The organism is Enterobacter cloacae complex sp. R_G8, assembly GCF_024599795.1.
Lineage (GTDB): Bacteria > Pseudomonadota > Gammaproteobacteria > Enterobacterales > Enterobacteriaceae > Enterobacter > Enterobacter dissolvens.
The window spans coordinates 3655941-3675635 of record NZ_CP102246.1; the positions used below are offsets into that span (position 1 = coordinate 3655941).

Genomic DNA, 19695 nt, shown 5'->3' on the forward strand with positions numbered 1-19695 from the left:
GGCGGCTTCGCCTTACCCGGCCTGTCCGTTAATGCCGTACCACCGGGCATAAAAAAACCTCGCGTTCGCGAGGTTTTTTGTTTTAAGCCGCTTAGTGAGCGTTGACCACTACCCACATTGGCCCCTGGCCTACCGCATAGCGCCCTTTCTCTTCCAGCAGGCCCTGCTCGCCTTTGATTTCGTACAGGGCGATGTGGTGAGACTTCTGCCCCGCTGCAATCAGGTATTTACCGCTGTGATCGATATTAAAGCCTCGCGGCTGCGTTTCCGTCGGCTGGAAGCCTTCTACTGCCAGCACGCTGCCGTCTTCCGAAACGCTAAAGATGGTGATCAGGCTGGAAGTACGGTCACAGGCGTAGAGATGGCGACCATCCGGCGTAATATGAATATCCGCCGCCCAGCGGGTGTCGGAGAAATCAGCCGGCATCATATCCAGCGTCTGCACGCACTCAATCTGGCCGTTAGGATCTTTCAGTTCCCAGACGTCCACCGAGCTGTTCAGCTCGTTCACCACGTAGGCGTACTGCTGATTCGGATGGAAGACCATATGACGTGGACCCGCGCCTTCAACGGTCGTCACTTCTGCCGGGTTCTGCGCCACCAGGTGACCATCGTCGCTCAGGGTAAACAGGCAGATTCGATCCTGCTTCAGCGCCGGTACCCACAGCGTGCGGTTGTCCGGGGAGATATTCGCCGAGTGGCAACCTTCCAGCCCTTCCACCACATCCACGGTGTCGACCGGAATGCCCTCTTCCAGACGCGTCACGCTGACACAGCCCGCGTTATAGGAGCCGCTGAAAACAAAGTTGCCCTTGCGATCGGTTGAGATGTGGGTTGGGCTACCCGGCAATGGCGCCTCCGCAGTGTAAGTCAGCGCGCCGTCATCCGGAGAGATGCGGTAGGCCAGCACGCGAAACTCCGGGCGCACACCCACGTACAAGAAACGTTTATCCGGACTGATCGCCATTGGCTGTACCTGACCTGGAACATCAACAACCTGCACCAGCGTGAGGGTCCCCTCGGCATTTAAACGCCAGACGTGGATCTGCTGGCTTTCAGGACTGGCGGTATAAACGGTTTGTTTCATGAATATTCACTCCTCACTGCGCATGAAAGTAGTTAACTTTTGACGGTGAATGCTGAATTGTCGACGGGAATTTTGACGCGTTCGCCTCTCGGTGTACCATCCCATCAGATCGTAAATTCAATATTAACCCGGAAAAACAAATGACCTCGCGTGTGATTGCTCTGGATTTAGACGGTACCTTACTGACGCCGCAAAAAACCCTTCTCCCCTCCTCCCTTGAAGCGCTTAAACGCGCGCAGGAAGTGGGATATCAACTCCTTATCGTAACGGGTCGACATCACGTTGCCATTCACCCTTTTTATCAGGCACTGGCGTTAGATACACCTGCAATTTGTTGTAATGGCACTTATTTGTATGATTATCAGGCAAAAAAGGTTTTAGAATCCGACCCGCTGCCGGTTCCCCAGGCATTGCAGTTAATTGATCTGCTGGATGAACATGCCATCCACGGCCTGATGTATGTCGATAATGCGATGGTTTATGAGCGCCCAACCGGCCATGTCATCCGCACCACCAACTGGGCTCAGTCTCTGCCAGAAGCGCAGCGTCCGGTCTTTACCCAGGTCTCCTCCCTGCGCCAGGCGGCTCAGGATGTGGAAGCTATCTGGAAATTCGCATTGACCGATGAAGACACCACCAAACTGAATACCTTCGCGAAACACGTTGAACAGGCGCTGGGTCTGGAGTGTGAATGGTCCTGGCATGACCAGGTGGATATCGCCCGCAAAGGCAACAGCAAAGGCAAGCGCCTGACGCAGTTCGTGGAGTCTCAGGGGGGGTCAATGCAGGATGTGATCGCCTTTGGCGATAACTACAACGACATCAGCATGCTGGAAGCCGCCGGAACGGGCGTGGCAATGGGCAATGCCGATGACGCGGTGAAAGCGCGCGCTAACGTGGTGATTGGCGATAACACCACCGACAGCATCGCGCAGTACATTTATACCCACCTGCTGTAATCAGGTGGTAATGGAAACGCTCTTGATTTGCGCGTAAAGCCACAGGCCAGGTTTGATCCCTAACTCATCCCTGGCCCACGGGCTGATCCGTGCCCAGAGCGTCCTGCTCCCCACCTCAAGCTGCACCTCTACCTGACCGTTATCATCAAAACACTCGGCGACCTTCGCGCGCAGGATATTTCGGATACTGGTCTGCAGCGGAGGCTGTAAAACCAGAGAGACATCCGACGCCTGAATACGAATACGCAGCGCCGACTGCAGGGGCTTGTCGATTTTATTCACCCACAGGTGCTGGTCGCCCAACGCCAGGGCGGTCATCGCGTAATGCGGATGGTGCTCCAGCACGCTCACCTTCAGGATGCTGCTCTGCTGCTCCCGGGGCAGCCACGGGTGCATGACGCTACTGCCCCAGACCTCTTCAAGATTGCCAAACGCCTTTACGCTGCCGTTTTCCAGCACCAGTACGTTATCCGCCAGATGCAGAATTTCATCCAGGGAGTGACTGACGTACAGCATCGGGATCTTGATTTCACGCGCCAGGCGCTGGAGATACGGCAGGAGTTCACGTTTACGCGGAATATCCAGCGAGGCCAGCGGCTCATCAAGCAGCAGGAGTTCGGGGGCGGTGAGCAACGCGCGCCCTATCGCCACCCGCTGTTTCTCACCGCCAGAGAGCGAGGAAGGCAACCGGTCAAGCAGTGGCTCAATGCCCAGCAGCGCCACCAGCTTGTCAAACTGCGCGGCCATGCTTTTGGCCATGCCGTAACGCAGATTTCCGCGCACGCTGTAGTGTGGGAATAACCGCGCATCCTGAAACACATAGCCAATACGCCGTTTATCCGGCGTCAGGTAAATGTTGTTTTCAACGTCATTCAGGACGCGATCGTTCAGCACAATGCGCCCTGCCTGAGGGCGTGTCAGGCCACCGATCGCATTAATGAGCGAGGTTTTCCCGGCGCCGGAGACCCCAAAGATGGCGGTAATACCGGTGGCGGGCAGCGTCTCGTTCAGTGTAAGGGTGTGGTTTCCCAGCGTCTGGGTGAAATGGAGTTCCAGCATAACTATTTCCCCATCCGCTCGCGGCTGAGTCGCGCCAGCCATTCAGAGACCAGCAGCGATATCAGCGCCAGCACAATTGAGATAACACACAGACGTGCCGCAGCACCTTCGCCACCCGGCGTCTGTATCAGCGTATACATGGCCGAAGGGATCGTCCGCGTTTCACCGGGGATGTTCGAAACAAAGGTAATGGTGGCACCGAATTCACCCAGCGAACGGGCAAAGGCCAGTACCGTACCGACAATAATGCCCGGCAGCGTGAGCGGTAACGTAATGGTGAAAAAGACGCGCCAGCGCCCGGCACCCAGCGTGCGGGCGGCCTGTTCCAGTTTGATATCCACCCCTTCCAGCGCCAGGCGGATAGCCCTCACCATCAGCGGAAATGACATCACCGCCGCGGCCAGCACCGCACCGCGCCAGCTAAAGGCAAAGGTCAGCCCGAACCAGTCGTACAGCCACTGGCCGATAAACCCGCGTCGCCCCATGGACACCAGCAGCAGATACCCCACCACCACGGGTGGCAACACCAGCGGAAGATGGAGAACGCTGTCAAGCAAGGCTTTGCCGGGAAACTTACAGCGCACCAGCAACCAGGCAAAGAAGATCCCAAAGGGCAAACTTAGCGCAACCGCCAGGGAAGAGACTTTCAGGCTCAGCAGTACAGCCTGCCATTCAGGATCGGTCAATATCATTCGTGAGTCGTAAATCCATAACGTTTAAAGATTGCGGACGCTTCCGGCCCCTTCAGGTACGCCTGGAAGGCCGTCACGGTCGCATTTTTATGTCCATCAACAATCGCAACAGGATATTCCACTTTTTTGTGGGCGTCTTCCGGGAACGTGCCAACCACTTTGACACCCTTGCTGGCAACGGCATCCGAGCCGTAGACAATGCCCAGCGGAGCCTCATGGCGTTCCACCAGCGCCAGCGCACCGCGTACGTCTTCCGCCGGCGCCAGATCTGAAGACAGTGTCTGCCACGCGCCCAGCTTCTGCAGGGCCTCTTTCGCGTAAATCCCAGCCGGTACATGGTCCGGATCGCCCACCGCCAGGCGGCCACCGTTCAGAAGACGCGTCCAGTGAGTCTCTTTGTTGATGGTGATGTCACCCTGCGGACTGGCTTTTGGCGCGACCACGACAAGGCTATTCCCCAGCAGCGTTTCGCGGGTTGTCGTATCCACGGCTTTCTTCTCAACCACGTAATCCATCCATTTCTGATCGGCAGAGATGAACAGATCGGCCGGCGCCCCCGCTTCTATCTGGCGCGCCAGTGTAGAAGAAGACGCAAAAGAGGAGACGACGTCGACGTTCTTCTCTTTTTTATACGCAGCAGCAATATCCTGCATCGCATTCGTCAGCGACGCCGCCGCAAAAACCGTGATTTTACCTTCGTCGGCCAGCGCGTGTCCGGTCAGCGAAAGTGCCAGCGTTGCCCCTGCGAAAAAGCGTAACCCTGTACGTGCCATCTGTAGCTCCTGTGCGTTTCGTTATATACGCAATAATATAACGACAACGCCGGAGAGATCCCAGCGTTAAATCGTACCGATCAAGAGGTACAATTACCGGATGCTTTAAATGATATCGGCGATGACGAAAAATACTTGAGAGCAAAACGCCCGGGCAAGCCGGGCGTTTTGTGGGGAATCAGTGCTGCTTTTTAGCGCGGTCTCTGTGACCAATGTTCGAAAAGACGTTGAACACTTCACCCAGGCCGTAGATGGCACCGAGGATGATGGCCATCACTACTGGTACCATGATCACGGCGAATACCAGACTTTTCAACAACTCTAACATGGTTTTCTCCAGATATTGTGGACGGCTTATTCTACCCTGAAAAGTAAGAAAAACATCCCCTTTTGTGCGGTGCCCTTTGCGCCCTGTGCCATTTGGTTCACAATAGCCCTTTTGTCAGGACACTCCGTTATGCAGGCTGAAATTCTCCTTACCCTACGACTTCAGCAGAAGCTTTTCGCCGATCCGCGACGTATCGCCCTGCTTAAACAAATAGAACAAACGGGTTCAATAAGCCAGGGGGCAAAAAACGCGGGCATTAGTTATAAAAGCGCCTGGGATGCGATCAACGACATGAATACCCTGAGCGAGCAGATGCTGGTTGAGCGAGCCACGGGCGGCAAAGGGGGCGGTGGCGCCGTGCTGACCCGTTACGGCCAGCGTCTGATTCAGCTTTATGACCTGCTGGCCCAGATCCAGCAGAAAGCGTTCGATGTGCTAAGTGACGATGATAACCTCCCGCTGGACAGCCTGTTAGCCGCCATTTCTCGCTTCTCACTCCAGACCAGCGCCCGCAACCAGTGGTTTGGCACGGTCACCGCGCGCGATAACGGGCAGGTCCAGCAACATATCGAGATCCTGCTTGCCGACGGCACCACCCGCCTGAAGGCCGCCGTGACGACCCAAAGCGGAGAGCGTCTGGGGCTGGATGAAGGCAAGGAGGTGCTGGTGTTGCTGAAAGCGCCGTGGGTCGCAGTGACGCGCGATGCCGAACGCGCCAAAGCGGCAGACAACCAGCTGCAGGGTACCATCCGCCATATCGAACGCGGCGAAGCGCAGTGTGAGGTGCTGATGACCCTGCCGGACGGACAGATGTTATGCGCGACGGTTGCCTTAAGCGAGGCGCAGGAATTAGAAGAAGGTGCTGTGGTTACCGCATATTTCAACGCAGACCGGGTGATTATCGCCACATTGTGCTAAGCGGATTGACAAGCGTACCGACAGTGAGTATCCCTGACAGCTGACGCTGCAAAAAATGGGATAAATCATGTCATCATTGCATATTTCGCAAGGTACGTTTCGTCTTAGCGATACCCGAACGCTGACGCTTGCTGATTTAACATTACGCGCGGGTGAGAGCTGGGCATTTGTGGGCACCAACGGGAGCGGCAAGTCCGCGCTGGCCCGGGCGCTGGCCGGAGAGCTCACCCTGCTTAAAGGCGAACGCCAGAGCCATTTTACACGTACGACGCGCCTGTCGTTTGAACAGCTGCAGAAGCTGGTGAGCGATGAATGGCAGCGCAACAACACCGACTTACTCAGCCCGGGCGAAGAAGACACCGGCCGCACGACGGCAGAAATTATTCAGGATGAAGTCAACAATCCTGCCCGCTGTCAGCAGCTGGCGGAGCAGTTCGGCATCACCGCCCTTCTGAACCGGCGCTTTAAATACCTGTCTACCGGCGAGACGCGTAAAACGCTGCTCTGCCAGGCGCTGATGAGCGAACCTGAGCTGTTAATCCTGGATGAGCCGTTCGACGGTCTGGACGTGCAGTCCCGCGCCCAACTGGCGGACCTGCTGGCCTCGCTTAACAAGCAGGGCTACACCCTTGTGCTGGTGCTTAACCGTTTTGATGAAATCCCGGATTTTGTGCAGAACGCCGGGGTGCTGGCGGACTGCAGCCTTACCGAAACCGGCGAAAAATCGGTACTGCTGAAGCAGGCGTTGATTGCCCAACTGGCGCACAGCGAAAAGCTCGACGGCATTACCCTGCCCGAACCCGACGCCCCTTCGGTACGTCTCGCTTTAGATCCGCACCAGCCACGCATTGTGCTGCGTGACGGGGTGGTCTCCTATGACGATCGTCCGATCCTGAATCATCTCAGCTGGACGGTTAACCCGGGCGAACACTGGCAGATTGTCGGTCCCAACGGCGCGGGGAAATCAACGCTGCTGAGCCTCATCACCGGCGATCATCCGCAGGGCTACAGCAACGATCTGACCCTGTTTGGCCGCCGTCGCGGAAGCGGTGAAACCATCTGGGATATCAAAAAGCATATCGGCTATGTCAGCAGCAGCCTGCATCTGGACTACCGGGTCAGCACCACCGTACGCAATGTGATCCTCTCCGGGTACTTTGATTCCATCGGTATTTATCAGGCGGTATCGGACAAACAGCACAAGCTGGCCCAGCAGTGGCTGGATATTCTGGGGATGGACAACCGGGTCGCTGACGCGCCGTTTCACAGTCTGTCCTGGGGGCAGCAGCGTCTGGCATTGATCGTCCGGGCGCTGGTGAAACACCCGACGCTGCTGATCCTTGATGAGCCGCTTCAGGGGCTGGATCCGCTGAACCGCCAGTTGATCCGCCGCTTTGTGGATGTGCTGATTGGCGAAGGTGAAACCCAGTTACTGTTTGTCTCACATCATGCTGAAGACGCACCGGCCTGCATCACGCACCGTCTGGAGTTTATCCCGGACGGTGAGCACTATCGTTACCTGCTGAGCAAAATCGATTAACTTGCGGAGGGCGCCGCCCTCCGCTTTTCAGATAACCTGCAGTGATACTTCTTTATCTCTTTGATCTACAATGCGACTGGATCAAAAAAAAGCGGGTTTGAAAAACAGTGTAAACGATTCCACTAATTTATCCCATGTCACACTTTTCACGTCTCTGTTATGCTATGGTTATTACATACCATAAGCCTAATGGAGCGAAATATGCGAGTTCTGGTAACAGGTGGTAGCGGTTACATAGGAAGTCATACCTGTGTGCAACTGCTGCAAAACGGTCATGATGTCATCATCCTCGACAACCTGTGCAATAGTAAGCGCAGCGTGCTGCCTGTGATTGAACGTCTTGGCGGAAAACAACCGACGTTTGTCGAAGGTGACATCCGCAATGAAGCGTTGATGACCGAGATCCTCCACGACCATGCTATTGAAACGGTGATCCACTTCGCGGGCCTGAAAGCGGTCGGTGAGTCGGTCGCAAAGCCGCTTGAGTATTACGACAATAACGTCAACGGTACCCTGCGTCTCATCTCCGCCATGCGCGCGGCGAACGTCAAAAACTTCATCTTTAGCTCATCCGCCACCGTCTACGGCGACCAGCCGAAAATCCCTTACGTCGAGAGTTTCCCCACCGGGACACCGCAAAGCCCGTACGGCAAAAGCAAACTGATGGTGGAGCAGATCCTGACCGACCTGCAAAAAGCACAGCCGGAGTGGAGCATCGCCCTGCTGCGCTACTTCAACCCGGTCGGTGCCCATCCGTCAGGCGATATGGGTGAAGATCCGCAGGGCATTCCAAATAACCTGATGCCGTATATCGCCCAGGTGGCGGTGGGTCGCCGCGATTCCCTGGCGGTGTTCGGCAATGACTACCCGACTGCAGATGGCACCGGCGTGCGTGATTACATCCACGTTATGGATCTGGCCGACGGCCACGTGGCGGCAATGCAGCAGCTGGCCGACAAGCCGGGTGTGCATATTTACAACCTCGGCGCCGGTATTGGCAGCAGCGTGCTGGATGTGGTTAACGCCTTCAGCAAAGCCTGCGGTAAGCCGGTCAACTATCACTTCGCCCCCCGCCGCGAAGGAGACCTCCCGGCATACTGGGCCGATGCAACCAAAGCCGATAAAGAGCTTAACTGGCGTGTTACCCGCACGCTGGATGAAATGGCACAGGATACCTGGCACTGGCAGTCTCGCCACCCACAAGGTTATCCGGACTAAGGATCCGTCATGACTTCATTCAATCCCGTCGATCATCCGCATCGTCGTTTTAACCCGCTTAGCGGGCAATGGATTTTGGTGTCTCCGCATCGCGCCAAGCGCCCCTGGCAGGGGGCGCAAGAGACGCCTGCAAAACAGACGCTACCACAGCACGACCCGGACTGCTTCCTGTGTCCGGGCAACACCCGCGTAACGGGAGATAAAAACCCGGACTACAAAGGCACCTTCGTTTTCACCAATGATTTTGCCGCGCTCATGACCGACACGCCGGACGCGCCGCAGAGCGATGATCCGCTGATGCGTTGTGAAAGCGCCCGGGGAACCAGCCGCGTGATCTGCTTCTCGCCCGATCACAGCAAAACGCTGCCGGAGCTTAGTGTTGATGCGCTGAAAGAGGTGGTGAGCACCTGGCAGGCACAAACTGCGGAGCTGGGCCAGACTTATCCGTGGGTGCAGGTATTCGAAAATAAAGGCGCCGCGATGGGCTGCTCTAACCCGCATCCGCACGGGCAGATCTGGGCGAACAGTTTCCTGCCCAACGAAGCCGAACGCGAAGATCGGCTGCAAAAAGCCTATTACGCGGAAAACGGCTCCCCGATGCTGGTGGACTACACCCGGCGTGAACTGGCCGACGGTAGCCGTACTGTGGTCGAAACGGAACACTGGCTGGCCGTTGTGCCGTACTGGGCGGCGTGGCCCTTTGAAACGCTGCTGCTGCCTAAAGCACACGTTCAACGCATTACGGATCTCAGTGACGCACAACGTGACGACCTTGCGCTGGCGCTGAAAAAGCTGACCAGCCGTTACGACAATCTGTTCCAGTGCTCCTTCCCGTACTCAATGGGCTGGCACGGTGCACCGTTTAACGGCGAAGAGAATCAACACTGGCAGTTGCATGCCCATTTCTATCCGCCGCTGCTGCGTTCTGCGACGGTGCGTAAATTTATGGTGGGCTATGAAATGCTGGCGGAAACCCAGCGTGACCTGACGGCAGAACAGGCCGCAGAACGCCTGCGCGCCGTCAGCGATGTCCATTATCGCGAATCAGGAGTCTAATAAATGAGTCTGAAAGATAAAACACAATCCCTGTTTGCTGAAAAATTTGGCTACCCTGCCACCCACGTTATCCAGGCACCTGGCCGCGTAAACCTGATTGGTGAACATACCGACTACAACGACGGTTTTGTCCTGCCCTGCGCCATTGATTACCAGACGGTGATCGCCTGCGCAAAGCGCGATGACCACAAAGTGCGCGTGATTGCGGCGGATTACGGTAATGAGATGGACGAGTTTTCCCTCGATGCCCCGATTGTTATCCACGACAGCCAGCAGTGGTCCAACTATGTGCGCGGCGTGGTGAAACATCTGCAAAAGCGTAATAAGAACTTTGGCGGTGCGGATCTCGTCATCAGCGGCAACGTGCCACAAGGGGCCGGTTTAAGCTCGTCGGCATCCCTGGAAGTGGCGGTGGGAACCGTCTTCCAGCAGCTGTACCATCTGCCGCTGGACGGGGCGCAAATCGCACTGAACGGCCAGGAAGCGGAGAATCAGTTTGTGGGCTGCAACTGCGGCATCATGGACCAGCTTATCTCCGCGCTGGGCAAAAAAGAGCATGCGTTACTGATCGACTGCCGAACGCTTGGAACCAAAGCCGTTCCCCTGCCAAAGGGTGCCGCGGTCGTGATTATCAACAGCAACTTTAAACGTACGCTGGTGGGCAGCGAGTACAACACCCGCCGCGAGCAGTGCGAAACCGGCGCACGCTTCTTCCAGCAACCGGCCCTGCGCGACGTGACGCTTAACGAATTCAACAAAGTGGCGCACGAGCTGGATCCGGTGGTGGCAAAACGTGTGCGTCATGTGCTGACAGAAAACGCCCGAACCGTTGAGGCCGCTTCCGCGCTGGCAAAAGGGGACCTGAAACGTATGGGGGAACTGATGGCAGAGTCCCACGCCTCCATGCGCGATGACTTCGAAATCACCGTTCCGCAAATCGACACCCTGGTGGAGATCGTCAAAGCGGTCATCGGCGATAAAGGCGGTGTACGCATGACGGGTGGTGGTTTTGGTGGCTGCATCGTCGCTCTGGTGCCGGAAGATCTCGTCCCGGCCGTCCAGTCGGCGGTGGAAAAACAGTACGAAGCCAAAACGGGCATTAAAGAAACGTTCTATGTTTGTAAAGCATCACAAGGAGCCGGACAGTGCTAAACGAAACGCCAACCCTCGCACCGGATGGTCTGCCGTATCGCCTGTTAACCCTGCGCAACGGCGCAGGGATGGTGGTTACGCTGATGGACTGGGGAGCCACGTTGCTCTCCGCCCGCGTACCGATGCCAGACGGCAGCGTACGCGAAACCCTTCTCGGCTGCGCGTCACCTGAGCAGTACATCAACCAGGCCGCCTATCTTGGCGCGTCCGTCGGGCGCTATGCGAACCGCATTGCGAAAAGCCGTTTTGAGCTCAACGGTGTTCGCTACACGTTGCTGCCAAGCCAGGGTGAGAACCAGCTGCATGGTGGACCGGAAGGATTTGACAAACGCCGCTGGAAAATTGTCCAGCAAAACGACCGCGAAGTGCTGTTTTCACTCGACTCGCTGGATGGCGACCAGGGGTTCCCGGGTAATCTTACCGCTTTCGCACGCTTTACGCTGACCGACGACAACCGTATCGCCATTGAATACCGTGCGACGGTCGACAAGCCGTGTCCGGTCAACCTGACCAACCACGCCTACTTCAACCTCGATGGTCATCAGTGCGATGTGCGCAACCATAAGCTGCAGATCCTGGCGGATGAATACCTGCCAGTGGATGAAATGGGCATCCCTTATCAGGGGCTGAAGTCCGTGAGCGGCACCAGCTTTGACTTCCGCAGTGCAAAATTCATCGCCCGGGATTTCCTCAGCGATGACGATCAGCGCAAGGTAAAAGGTTACGACCACGCGTTCCTGCTGCAGGCAAAAGGCGATGTGAAACAGCCTGCCGCGCAGGTCTGGTCTGCGGATGAAAAACTGCAGATGACGGTCTATACCTCCGCTCCTGCCCTGCAATTCTACTCTGGTAACTATCTGGGCGGGACAACCGCGCGTGAACACGATGAGTACAGCGACTGGCAAGGCCTGGCGCTGGAGAGCGAGTTCCTGCCGGACAGCCCGAACCATCCCGAATGGCCACAGCCGGATTGTGTGCTGCGCCCGGGTGAAGAGTACGTCAGCGTCACCGAGTATCATTTTACTCCGCACGCTTAACCTCCGGCCGCAACAACGTCAGCCCTCCCCTGGAGGGCTTTTTTCTGCACGCCTTGCTGAAAATAGCGCCAATCGCAGACAAAATCATAACCCTGGATTCACAAGCACCTTACACTCAGAGACTATTTTCGCTATGGTTAGGGTTAAGCGTTGCTGCTGGCACGGCCACGGCAATATAATGAGAATTGTTATCATTCTAAAAATGCTTGAGGAGTAAGAGATGGCTATTACTAAGCTGGTTCTGGTGCGCCACGGCGAAAGCCAGTGGAACAACGAAAACCGCTTCACCGGTTGGTACGACGTTGATCTGTCAGAGAAAGGCGTAAGCGAAGCAAAAGCAGCGGGTAAACTGCTGAAAGAAGAAGGCTTCAGCTTTGATTTTGCTTACACCTCTGTGCTGAAACGTGCCATCCACACCCTGTGGAACGTGCTGGACGAACTGGATCAGGCCTGGCTGCCGGTTGAAAAATCCTGGAAACTGAACGAGCGTCACTACGGTGCGCTGCAGGGTCTGAACAAAGCCGAAACCGCTGAGAAATACGGTGACGAGCAGGTTAAACAGTGGCGTCGCGGCTTCGCGGTAACCCCACCAGAGCTGACCAAAGATGACGAGCGCTATCCGGGCCACGACCCGCGTTACGCGAAACTGACCGACGCTGAGCTGCCAACCACCGAGAGCCTGGCGCTGACCATCGACCGCGTTGTGCCTTACTGGAACGAAACCATTCTGCCACGCCTGAAAAGCGGTGAGCGCGTGATCATCGCCGCTCACGGTAACTCCCTGCGCGCGCTGGTGAAATACCTGGACAACATGGGTGAAGACGAAATCCTCGAACTGAACATCCCGACTGGCGTACCGCTGGTGTATGAGTTCGACGAAAACTTCAAACCAATCAAACACTACTATCTGGGTAACGCAGACGAGATCGCAGCGAAAGCCGCGGCTGTTGCGAACCAGGGTAAAGCGAAGTAATTTTCGCCGGACATAAAAAAAGCGCGGAGCCTTCCGCGCTTTTTTATTTGTGCCGGGAGAATCAACCGCGACGGGCTTTTACCGCATTCGCCAGCTGACGCAGGATGGCGTCGGTATCTTCCCAGCCGATGCAGGCATCCGTCACGCTCTTGCCATAGACCAGCGGCTCGCTGCCTTCGAGGTTCTGGTTACCCTCAACCAGATGGCTTTCAATCATCACCCCAATCACCGCCTTCTCACCGCCGGCAATCTGCTGGCAGACGTCTGCCCCCACTTCCATCTGCTTTTTGAACTGCTTGCTGGAGTTGGCGTGGCTGAAGTCGATCATCACCTGAGGCGGCAGCCCGGCTTTTTCCAGCCCGACCTTCACTTCCGCGACATGTTTTGCGCTGTAGTTAGGCTCTTTACCGCCGCGCAGAATGATATGGCAGTCACCGTTACCGCTGGTGTTAACAATGGCAGAGTGACCCCATTTGGTCACGGACAGGAAGCAGTGTGGTGCCCCTGCCGCATTGATGGCATCAATCGCGACTTTGATGGTGCCATCGGTACCGTTTTTAAACCCAACCGGGCAAGAGAGGCCGGACGCCAGTTCACGGTGAACCTGAGACTCAGTCGTACGTGCGCCAATGGCGCCCCAGCTCATCAGATCTGCCAGATATTGTGGCGTAATCATATCCAGGAACTCACCGGCGGCTGGAAGGCCACTGTCGTTGATCTCCAGCAGCAGCTTGCGCGCAATGCGCAGACCGTCGTTAATCTGGAAGCTGTTGTCCATATGCGGATCGTTAATCAGTCCTTTCCAGCCAACGGTGGTGCGCGGCTTTTCAAAGTACACGCGCATCACAATCTCCAGCTCATCTTTAAGCTCTTCGCGCAGCTGGAGCAGTCTCGCGGCATACTCTTTTGCCGCGGCAGGATCGTGAATAGAGCACGGACCAATCACCACCAGAAGACGATCGTCATTACCTTTCAGGATCTTGTGGATCGCTTTACGAGCATGAGAAACCGTGTTTGCGGCATTTTCAGTGGCGGGGAATTTCTCAAGGAGTGCTACAGGAGGTAATAACTCATTGATCTCTTTAATACGTAAATCGTCGTTCTGATAATTCATCTTCTTTCCAGCTCTGCCATATCTTTAGTAATGAAAGCAATCCTTTCAATCTATCTTGTCGACCAGGAAGTGTAAACACGGTTTTACACTTCACGCAGATAATTCCTGGAATTCGCCTAAAAATCGCCACAAAATAGCGAAAAACGAGATCTAACCTATGCTTTTTAACTGTAACAACCATTTTTACTTGCTTAAACGCGATTCCCTACTGACGTAAGTCCGTCTGGCGGGATCTTTCGCCTCTGAAAAAGATGCACTGTTGGAGAATGTTATCCAGCGTAACGACAAGAACAGGAGCACCATGATGAAAATGACGAAACTGGCAACCCTCTTCCTGACGGCAACCCTCACCCTGGCAAGCGGCAGCGTTCTTGCGGCCGAAACGGGCTCATCGGGTAACGGCGATGCAAACGCGGCTGCGGCGGCAGGCCAGGTCGCCCCTGATGCCAAGCAGAACGTCGCCCCGAACAATGTCGATAATAGTCAGATTAATAATGGAAACACCAATACCGGTGGCACGATGCTGCACCCTAATGGTACCGACTCCGGCACCATGAATCATGACAATATGAGCAAGGATGAGGTTCACAAAAACACGATGTGTAAAGACGGCCGTTGCCCGGACGCGAATGACAAAGTGGGCGATGATGCCAATACCAAAACGGATGGTACTACCCAGTAACCGGTTGGTGATTTAAGGATAAAAGGAGAGCCCAGGCTCTCCTTTCTTTTTGAGTAACCTATTAAAAACGCTACACTAAAAACGATAACGAATCAGGAAAGATAACATGGCACACACACATTCACACGCTTCCGGCGACGACAACGCTAAACGCCTGCTGTTGGCCTTCGGCGTCACCGCAACCTTCATGATTATTGAGGTCATCGGTGGTCTGGTCTCCGGCTCTCTGGCACTGCTGGCTGACGCCGGGCATATGCTTACGGATGCAGCGGCGCTGCTTTTCGCCTTGCTGGCCGTGCAGTTTGCCCGCCGCCCCCCTAACGCACGCCATACGTTCGGCTGGCTGAGGCTGACGACCCTTGCCGCGTTTGTTAACGCGATTGCGCTGGTGGTCATTACCATTCTTATCGTCTGGGAGGCGATTCAGCGCTTCAGACACCCTCAGCCGGTTGCCGGGACGACAATGATGGTGATTGCCGTGGCGGGACTGCTTGCCAATATCCTGGCATTCTGGATTTTGCATCGTGGCAGTGAGGAAAAAAACCTCAACGTGCGAGCGGCGGCCTTGCACGTGCTGGGGGATTTGCTGGGCTCCGTGGGGGCCATTATTGCCGCACTGGTGATCCTCTATACCGGCTGGACACCTGTCGACCCGATTCTTTCAGTGCTGGTCTCGTGTCTGGTTTTACGCAGCGCCTGGCGGCTATTGAAGGAGAGCGTCAATGAGTTGCTGGAGGGAGCCCCCGCCTCTGTGGATATCGCCGAGTTGAAACGGAATCTGCACCGTTCGGTTCCGGAAGTGCGTAACGTCCACCATGTACACGTCTGGCTGGTGGGCGAGAAACCGGTTATGACGTTACATGTGCAGGTTATTCCACCTCATGACCACGATGCGCTACTCGAACGCATCCAGCACTTTCTTGAACATCACTATGAAATTGGTCACGCGACCATCCAGATGGAGTACCAGCCCTGTAACGGGCCGGATTGCCACCTGAATGAGGCGCAGTCCGGCCATTCACATCATCACCACCATTAACTGGACAGCGCGTGTGAGCCTCGCTCACGCGCGCTGTTAATCCACATCCGGCTTCCGTTCAGGGCAATGAAGGTCAGGAGCAGATATTCCAGCGACATCGCATAGACACCCTGCAGCGCGAAAACCACCACGCTGATGACATTGATGATGACCCACAGCAGCCAGTTCTCAACGTATTTACGGGTCATCAGGATCATCGCCGCAATCGACAACACCATCATGCAGGAATCCCAGAACGGGAAAGCATCCGGCTGAAGCTCCGGCATCGTCACATGCAAACCGATGCCGGACATAACCGCCACAGCAATGCGGGTCAGGAAAGCAAATACCGGGTTAATGTAGACTGTCATTAAACCAATGGCGACCACACAGGCGACAAACCAGGCGATGGCTTTCGGCAAGGGTAACCAGCGGATCTGCAGCTCGGCTTCCTGCTGACTGTTCTGCCGCGACCATGCGTACCACCCATAGATATTGGCCGCAAAAAAGAACAGCTGCAAAAGCAGGCTGGCGTACAGCTGGATCTGGAAGAAGATAATCGCAAACAGTGTGACGTTAATTAACCCGAACGCGTAATTGCTGATCTTCTCCAGGCTTGCGAGCCAGATACAGAGCAATCCCGCCAGCGTGCCAACGGCCTCAATCCATGACAGGTCATAGCCACCTGCACCAATCGGTATATGAACCAGAATGTTTTGTGTGCTAAAAAAATCCATCTTTTCCCCGGGACGTAGTGAATTAAGTACGTAGTGTAGCTGCAAAATCCAGCATGCGGTTAAGTGGAACTAACGCGCCTTCACGCAGGGCGGCATCCACATGGATTTCATGCGCCGCACCGCCAGTTTCTAACCCTTCAGCAATCGCTTTCAGGCCGTTCATCGCCATCCACGGACAGTGCGCACAGCTGCGGCACGTGGCCCCCTCACCTGCGGTAGGCGCTTCGAGAAGCTCTTTCTCCGGCACGGCCTGTTGCATCTTGTAGAAGATTCCGCGATCGGTCGCCACGATAAGCTGCTTGTGAGGCAACGTTCTGGCAGCGTTAATAAGCTGGCTGGTGGAGCCCACGGCATCGGCCATGTCGACAATCGACTGCGGAGATTCAGGGTGAACAAGGATAGCGGCGTCAGGATAAAGGGCCTTCATGCGGGCCAGCGCCTGCGTCTTGAACTCGTCATGAACGATACAGGCCCCCTGCCAGCAGAGCACGTCTGCCCCGGTCTGCTTCTGGACATAATTGCCGAGATGGCGGTCAGGTGCCCAGATAATCTTCTCGCCCAGACTGTCCAGATGTTCAATCAGTTCAACGGCGATGCTCGATGTAACAACCCAGTCTGCGCGCGCTTTCACTGCTGCCGACGTATTGGCGTAAACCACCACGGTACGGTCAGGATGGGCGTCACAGAAGGCCGAGAACTCGTCAATCGGACAGCCGAGATCGAGTGAACACTCGGCGTTTAGGGTCGGCATCAGGATGGTTTTTTCAGGGCTGAGGATTTTTGCCGTTTCCCCCATAAAACGCACCCCCGCAACCAGTAGCGTGGAAGCAGGATGTTTTGCACCAAAGCGCGCCATCTCCAGAGAATCAGAAATACAGCCTCCGGTCTCTTCCGCCAGCTGCTGGATTTCCGGATCGGTGTAGTAATGTGCCACCATCACTGCATCTCGCTCTTTGAGAAGACGCTTGATTTTCTCACGGTAGAACTGCTTTTCATCCATGCTCAGCGGAACAGGCTTCGGCGGGAAGGGATAGATTGCGGCTTCAGGATCAAACATCACGCTCATTATGGCTTCTCGTTTTACTGGCTTAACAATATTGCCTTTCTTTTGCCTGACATAGCAAAACTTGCGGCAATTGTGTTTTGTATACTAAACAAGATAGCGAATCTGGAATGAAAAGTCACCGGGAATAGATGTGAGGAGCATTTGTTGTATCGCAGATAGCAAAAAAGCGCCTTTAGGGCGCTTTTTAACATTGGTGGGTCGTGCAGGATTACTCGGCGTTGCCTCGCCCTTCGGGCCGTTGCTAAAGCAACGTTATCCTTCACATTTGACATCTGAGTAAGATATCAAAATTGGTGGGTCGTGCAGGATTCGAACCTGCGACCAATTGATTAAAAGTCAACTGCTCTACCAACTGAGCTAACGACCCCTTGCGGGATGTACTTCAAATTTATTCAGGCTGGTGGGTCGTGCAGGATTCGAACCTGCGACCAATTGATTAAAAGTCAACTGCTCTACCAACTGAGCTAACGACCCATCTGGGTGTTGCCTGAATTATCACTCGGAACCAATTAAATTGGTGGGTCGTGCAGGATTCGAACCTGCGACCAATTGATTAAAAGTCAACTGCTCTACCAACTGAGCTAACGACCCGAGTGGTGGGTGATGACGGGCTCGAACCGCCGACCCCCTCCGTGTAAAGGAGATGCTCTACCAACTGAGCTAATCACCCACTCTGTACTGCCGGAACTGCTTTAAGTGGTGGGTCGTGCAGGATTCGAACCTGCGACCAATTGATTAAAAGTCAACTGCTCTACCAACTGAGCTAACGACCCACTTTTATGCTGCTTTCACGTTGTTTGATATCCCGTGGCAACGGCGGCATATATTACTGATTTAAGAATTCTGCGCAACAAAAATTTCGATGAAGATCACTTAACTGCTTAGTAATCATGCTGCACGACCAGAAATAACGCGATTTCTGGTCATGCGATAATCATCCCATCGAACTCAGACGTTTTTGCGCCTGTTTGGCCCCTTCCGTGCCGGGGAATTTTGCGACCACCTGCTGATAAACCGCTTTGGCTTTCGCAGTGTCACCTTTGTCCTGCATGATCACGCCGACCTTAAACATCGCATCAGGCGCTTTTGGCGATTTTGGGTAATTTTTCACCACTGAAGCGAAATAAAACGCCGCATCGTCCTTTTTACCCTTGTTGTAATTCAACTGACCCAGCCAATAATTCGCGTTTGGCTGATAAGTGGAATCCGGGTACTTCTTAACAAAGTTCTGAAACGCAACGATAGCGTCATCCTGGCGCGATTTATCCTGTACCAGTGCAATAGCCGCGTTGTAATCCGTATTCGCGTCACCGCTCTGCACAGGCGCACCTGTCGAGGCAGAAGCATCGGCTGCGGGTGCTGGCACGTCTGTCGTCGCCCCACTTTGATCGCCCGCTGCTGGTTGCGCTGCTGCACCACCGCTGCTCAGGCTATCAATCTGCAGCAAGATCTGCTTCTGACGTTCCACAACCTGGTTAAGCTGATACTGGCTCTCCTGAATCTGACCACGAAGGGAGTCAATATCGTTTTGGTTATCGGAAAGTTGTTGCTGGAGTTGGGTTAAAAGCTGACTGTGAGCGTTAGAAATACGCTCGAGTTGAGTGACCCGGTCTTCTACCGAGCCTGAGCCGACACTACTGATTGGTGCCTGAGCAAAAGCGGCCCAGGGGGCCGCTATTCCAACCAGTAACGACAGACTCAACAGATGATGTCTGAAGTTACTGCTCATGCAATTCTCTTAGTAAACCAGTACGGCACGACGGTTTTTGGCGTAAGCCGCTTCGTCATGACCCAGTACTGCAGGTTTTTCTTTACCGTAAGAAACGATGGAGATCTGGTCAGCAGAAACGCCTTTACCCTGCAGGTACATTTTAACAGCGTTAGCACGACGTTCACCCAGGGAGATGTTGTACTCTGGAGTACCACGTTCGTCCGCGTGACCTTCTACGGTGACTTTGTAAGACGGGTTGCTACGCAGGAAGTTAGCGTGAGCATCCAGCATCGCAGCGAAGTCAGAACGGATATCGTATTTATCCAGATCGAAGTAAACGATGTTGTTCTGCTGCAGCTGCTGCATCTGAAGACGCGCTTGCTCTTCAGAAGACATGTTGCCATTGCCGTTAGCGTCCATACCGGTGCCGGCACCCATCATGCCTTCGCCGCTCTGGTCATTGCTGGCGTTCTTGTTAGAAGAACACGCTGCGATTGCCATTACAGGCAGAGCGATCATCAGCCCCTTCAGCACTTTGTTCAGTTGCATTTCTATGATTCCTTTAGTAATCAATT

The 19695-nt window shown here is 54.9% G+C and carries 20 protein-coding genes and 5 tRNA genes; 10 read left to right on the plus strand and 15 right to left on the minus strand.

The window, feature by feature from the left end:
* Positions 1-91: 91 nt before the first annotated feature.
* Positions 92-1087, minus strand: coding sequence for a 6-phosphogluconolactonase (gene pgl, locus NQ842_RS17345; RefSeq protein WP_038986076.1), 996 nt, complete (start codon positions 1085-1087; stop codon positions 92-94).
* Between the two features lie 140 nt (positions 1088-1227).
* Between pgl and NQ842_RS17350 the strand changes: the two genes are divergently transcribed.
* Entirely contained in the window at positions 1228-2046 is an 819-nt protein-coding gene (locus NQ842_RS17350) for a pyridoxal phosphatase (RefSeq protein WP_046888721.1), read from the plus strand.
* Here NQ842_RS17350 and modC read toward each other — a convergent pair whose 3' ends face one another.
* The 4 genes from modC to NQ842_RS17370 form a co-directional block, all read right to left on the minus strand.
* Positions 2047-3105, minus strand: coding sequence for a molybdenum ABC transporter ATP-binding protein ModC (modC, locus tag NQ842_RS17355; RefSeq protein WP_014831130.1), 1059 nt, complete (start codon positions 3103-3105; stop codon positions 2047-2049).
* A gap of 2 nt (positions 3106-3107) precedes the next feature.
* The gene (gene modB, locus NQ842_RS17360; RefSeq protein WP_013097514.1) at positions 3108-3797 is read right to left on the minus strand and encodes a molybdate ABC transporter permease subunit; all 690 of its coding nucleotides are present in this window, start codon (positions 3795-3797) and stop codon (positions 3108-3110) included.
* A complete protein-coding gene (gene modA / locus NQ842_RS17365; protein WP_014831129.1) occupies positions 3794-4570 on the minus strand; it encodes a molybdate ABC transporter substrate-binding protein in 777 nt (258 codons plus the stop codon). Before modA ends, modB begins: the two co-directional genes overlap by 4 nt.
* Positions 4571-4748: 178 nt before the next feature.
* Positions 4749-4898 (minus strand): AcrZ family multidrug efflux pump-associated protein, encoded by a 150-nt coding sequence (locus NQ842_RS17370; protein WP_013097516.1) that lies wholly within the window; start codon positions 4896-4898, stop codon positions 4749-4751.
* Between the two features lie 129 nt (positions 4899-5027).
* Here NQ842_RS17370 and modE point away from each other — a divergent pair, with 129 nt between their 5' ends.
* The 7 genes from modE (at position 5028) to gpmA (ending at position 12792) form a co-directional block, all read left to right on the plus strand.
* Positions 5028-5816, plus strand: coding sequence for a molybdenum-dependent transcriptional regulator (gene modE / locus NQ842_RS17375; protein ID WP_050859869.1), 789 nt, complete (start codon positions 5028-5030; stop codon positions 5814-5816).
* Positions 5817-5883: 67 nt separating this feature from the next.
* Positions 5884-7356: a molybdate ABC transporter ATP-binding protein ModF gene (modF, locus tag NQ842_RS17380; RefSeq protein WP_063425684.1), complete on the plus strand. Its 1473-nt coding sequence runs from the start codon at positions 5884-5886 to the stop codon at positions 7354-7356.
* 201 nt (positions 7357-7557) lie between these two features.
* Positions 7558-8574, plus strand: coding sequence for a UDP-glucose 4-epimerase GalE (galE, locus tag NQ842_RS17385; RefSeq protein WP_014831126.1), 1017 nt, complete (start codon positions 7558-7560; stop codon positions 8572-8574).
* Positions 8575-8583: 9 nt separating this feature from the next.
* The gene (galT, locus tag NQ842_RS17390; protein ID WP_013097520.1) at positions 8584-9630 is read left to right on the plus strand and encodes a galactose-1-phosphate uridylyltransferase; all 1047 of its coding nucleotides are present in this window, start codon (positions 8584-8586) and stop codon (positions 9628-9630) included.
* A 3-nt stretch (positions 9631-9633) separates the two neighbouring features.
* Complete coding sequence (gene galK, locus NQ842_RS17395; RefSeq protein WP_014831125.1) at positions 9634-10782, plus strand: galactokinase; 1149 nt, start codon at positions 9634-9636, stop codon at positions 10780-10782.
* A complete protein-coding gene (gene galM / locus NQ842_RS17400) occupies positions 10776-11819 on the plus strand; it encodes a galactose-1-epimerase (protein ID WP_257256129.1) in 1044 nt (347 codons plus the stop codon). Before galK ends, galM begins: the two co-directional genes overlap by 7 nt.
* Before the next feature lie 220 nt (positions 11820-12039).
* Positions 12040-12792 carry a 2,3-diphosphoglycerate-dependent phosphoglycerate mutase gene (gene gpmA / locus NQ842_RS17405; protein ID WP_008501111.1) on the plus strand — a complete coding sequence of 251 codons (753 nt, stop codon included), beginning with the start codon at positions 12040-12042 and terminating at the stop codon, positions 12790-12792.
* A 61-nt stretch (positions 12793-12853) separates the two neighbouring features.
* Here the strand turns inward: gpmA and aroG are convergent, their stop codons facing one another.
* Positions 12854-13906 (minus strand): 3-deoxy-7-phosphoheptulonate synthase AroG, encoded by a 1053-nt coding sequence (gene aroG / locus NQ842_RS17410; protein ID WP_014831123.1) that lies wholly within the window; start codon positions 13904-13906, stop codon positions 12854-12856.
* Between the two features lie 304 nt (positions 13907-14210).
* Between aroG and NQ842_RS17415 the strand changes: the two genes are divergently transcribed.
* Positions 14211-14588, plus strand: coding sequence for a protein YbgS (locus NQ842_RS17415; RefSeq protein ID WP_046888714.1), 378 nt, complete (start codon positions 14211-14213; stop codon positions 14586-14588).
* A 106-nt stretch (positions 14589-14694) separates the two neighbouring features.
* Positions 14695-15627: a CDF family zinc transporter ZitB gene (gene zitB / locus NQ842_RS17420; RefSeq protein WP_257256130.1), complete on the plus strand. Its 933-nt coding sequence runs from the start codon at positions 14695-14697 to the stop codon at positions 15625-15627.
* On the opposite strand, the gene pnuC is transcribed toward zitB, so the two are convergent.
* The 9 genes from pnuC to pal form a co-directional block, all read right to left on the minus strand.
* Positions 15624-16343 carry a nicotinamide riboside transporter PnuC gene (gene pnuC / locus NQ842_RS17425; protein ID WP_014831120.1) on the minus strand — a complete coding sequence of 240 codons (720 nt, stop codon included), beginning with the start codon at positions 16341-16343 and terminating at the stop codon, positions 15624-15626. The two genes, zitB and pnuC, sit on opposite strands and share 4 nt — an antisense overlap.
* A gap of 22 nt (positions 16344-16365) precedes the next feature.
* Positions 16366-17409, minus strand: a complete 1044-nt coding sequence (gene nadA, locus NQ842_RS17430) for a quinolinate synthase NadA (RefSeq protein WP_014831119.1) — start codon at positions 17407-17409, stop codon at positions 16366-16368.
* Positions 17410-17700: 291 nt separating this feature from the next.
* Positions 17701-17776, minus strand: a tRNA-Lys gene (locus NQ842_RS17435).
* A 31-nt stretch (positions 17777-17807) separates the two neighbouring features.
* Positions 17808-17883: transfer RNA gene (locus NQ842_RS17440), tRNA-Lys, on the minus strand.
* A gap of 41 nt (positions 17884-17924) precedes the next feature.
* Positions 17925-18000 (minus strand) — tRNA-Lys (locus NQ842_RS17445).
* Positions 18001-18003: 3 nt separating this feature from the next.
* Positions 18004-18079: transfer RNA gene (locus NQ842_RS17450), tRNA-Val, on the minus strand.
* 27 nt (positions 18080-18106) lie between these two features.
* Positions 18107-18182, minus strand: a tRNA-Lys gene (locus NQ842_RS17455).
* A gap of 161 nt (positions 18183-18343) precedes the next feature.
* Entirely contained in the window at positions 18344-19138 is a 795-nt protein-coding gene (gene cpoB, locus NQ842_RS17460; protein WP_050859872.1) for a cell division protein CpoB, read from the minus strand.
* Between the two features lie 9 nt (positions 19139-19147).
* Positions 19148-19669 carry a peptidoglycan-associated lipoprotein Pal gene (pal, locus tag NQ842_RS17465; protein ID WP_006177214.1) on the minus strand — a complete coding sequence of 174 codons (522 nt, stop codon included), beginning with the start codon at positions 19667-19669 and terminating at the stop codon, positions 19148-19150.
* Positions 19670-19695 lie beyond the last annotated feature (26 nt).

Coding starts and splice junctions, on each gene's coding strand:
- pgl (WP_038986076.1), bottom strand. CDS start 1,087: ATGAAACAAACCGTTTATACCGCCAGTCCTGAAAGCCAGCAGATCCAC.
- NQ842_RS17350 (WP_046888721.1), top strand. CDS start 1,228: ATGACCTCGCGTGTGATTGCTCTGGATTTAGACGGTACCTTACTGACG.
- modC (WP_014831130.1), bottom strand. CDS start 3,105: ATGCTGGAACTCCATTTCACCCAGACGCTGGGAAACCACACCCTTACA.
- modB (WP_013097514.1), bottom strand. CDS start 3,797: ATGATATTGACCGATCCTGAATGGCAGGCTGTACTGCTGAGCCTGAAA.
- modA (WP_014831129.1), bottom strand. CDS start 4,570: ATGGCACGTACAGGGTTACGCTTTTTCGCAGGGGCAACGCTGGCACTT.
- NQ842_RS17370 (WP_013097516.1), bottom strand. CDS start 4,898: ATGTTAGAGTTGTTGAAAAGTCTGGTATTCGCCGTGATCATGGTACCA.
- modE (WP_050859869.1), top strand. CDS start 5,028: ATGCAGGCTGAAATTCTCCTTACCCTACGACTTCAGCAGAAGCTTTTC.
- modF (WP_063425684.1), top strand. CDS start 5,884: ATGTCATCATTGCATATTTCGCAAGGTACGTTTCGTCTTAGCGATACC.
- galE (WP_014831126.1), top strand. CDS start 7,558: ATGCGAGTTCTGGTAACAGGTGGTAGCGGTTACATAGGAAGTCATACC.
- galT (WP_013097520.1), top strand. CDS start 8,584: ATGACTTCATTCAATCCCGTCGATCATCCGCATCGTCGTTTTAACCCG.
- galK (WP_014831125.1), top strand. CDS start 9,634: ATGAGTCTGAAAGATAAAACACAATCCCTGTTTGCTGAAAAATTTGGC.
- gpmA (WP_008501111.1), top strand. CDS start 12,040: ATGGCTATTACTAAGCTGGTTCTGGTGCGCCACGGCGAAAGCCAGTGG.
- aroG (WP_014831123.1), bottom strand. CDS start 13,906: ATGAATTATCAGAACGACGATTTACGTATTAAAGAGATCAATGAGTTA.
- NQ842_RS17415 (WP_046888714.1), top strand. CDS start 14,211: ATGAAAATGACGAAACTGGCAACCCTCTTCCTGACGGCAACCCTCACC.
- zitB (WP_257256130.1), top strand. CDS start 14,695: ATGGCACACACACATTCACACGCTTCCGGCGACGACAACGCTAAACGC.
- pnuC (WP_014831120.1), bottom strand. CDS start 16,343: ATGGATTTTTTTAGCACACAAAACATTCTGGTTCATATACCGATTGGT.
- nadA (WP_014831119.1), bottom strand. CDS start 17,409: ATGAGCGTGATGTTTGATCCTGAAGCCGCAATCTATCCCTTCCCGCCG.
- cpoB (WP_050859872.1), bottom strand. CDS start 19,138: ATGAGCAGTAACTTCAGACATCATCTGTTGAGTCTGTCGTTACTGGTT.
- pal (WP_006177214.1), bottom strand. CDS start 19,669: ATGCAACTGAACAAAGTGCTGAAGGGGCTGATGATCGCTCTGCCTGTA.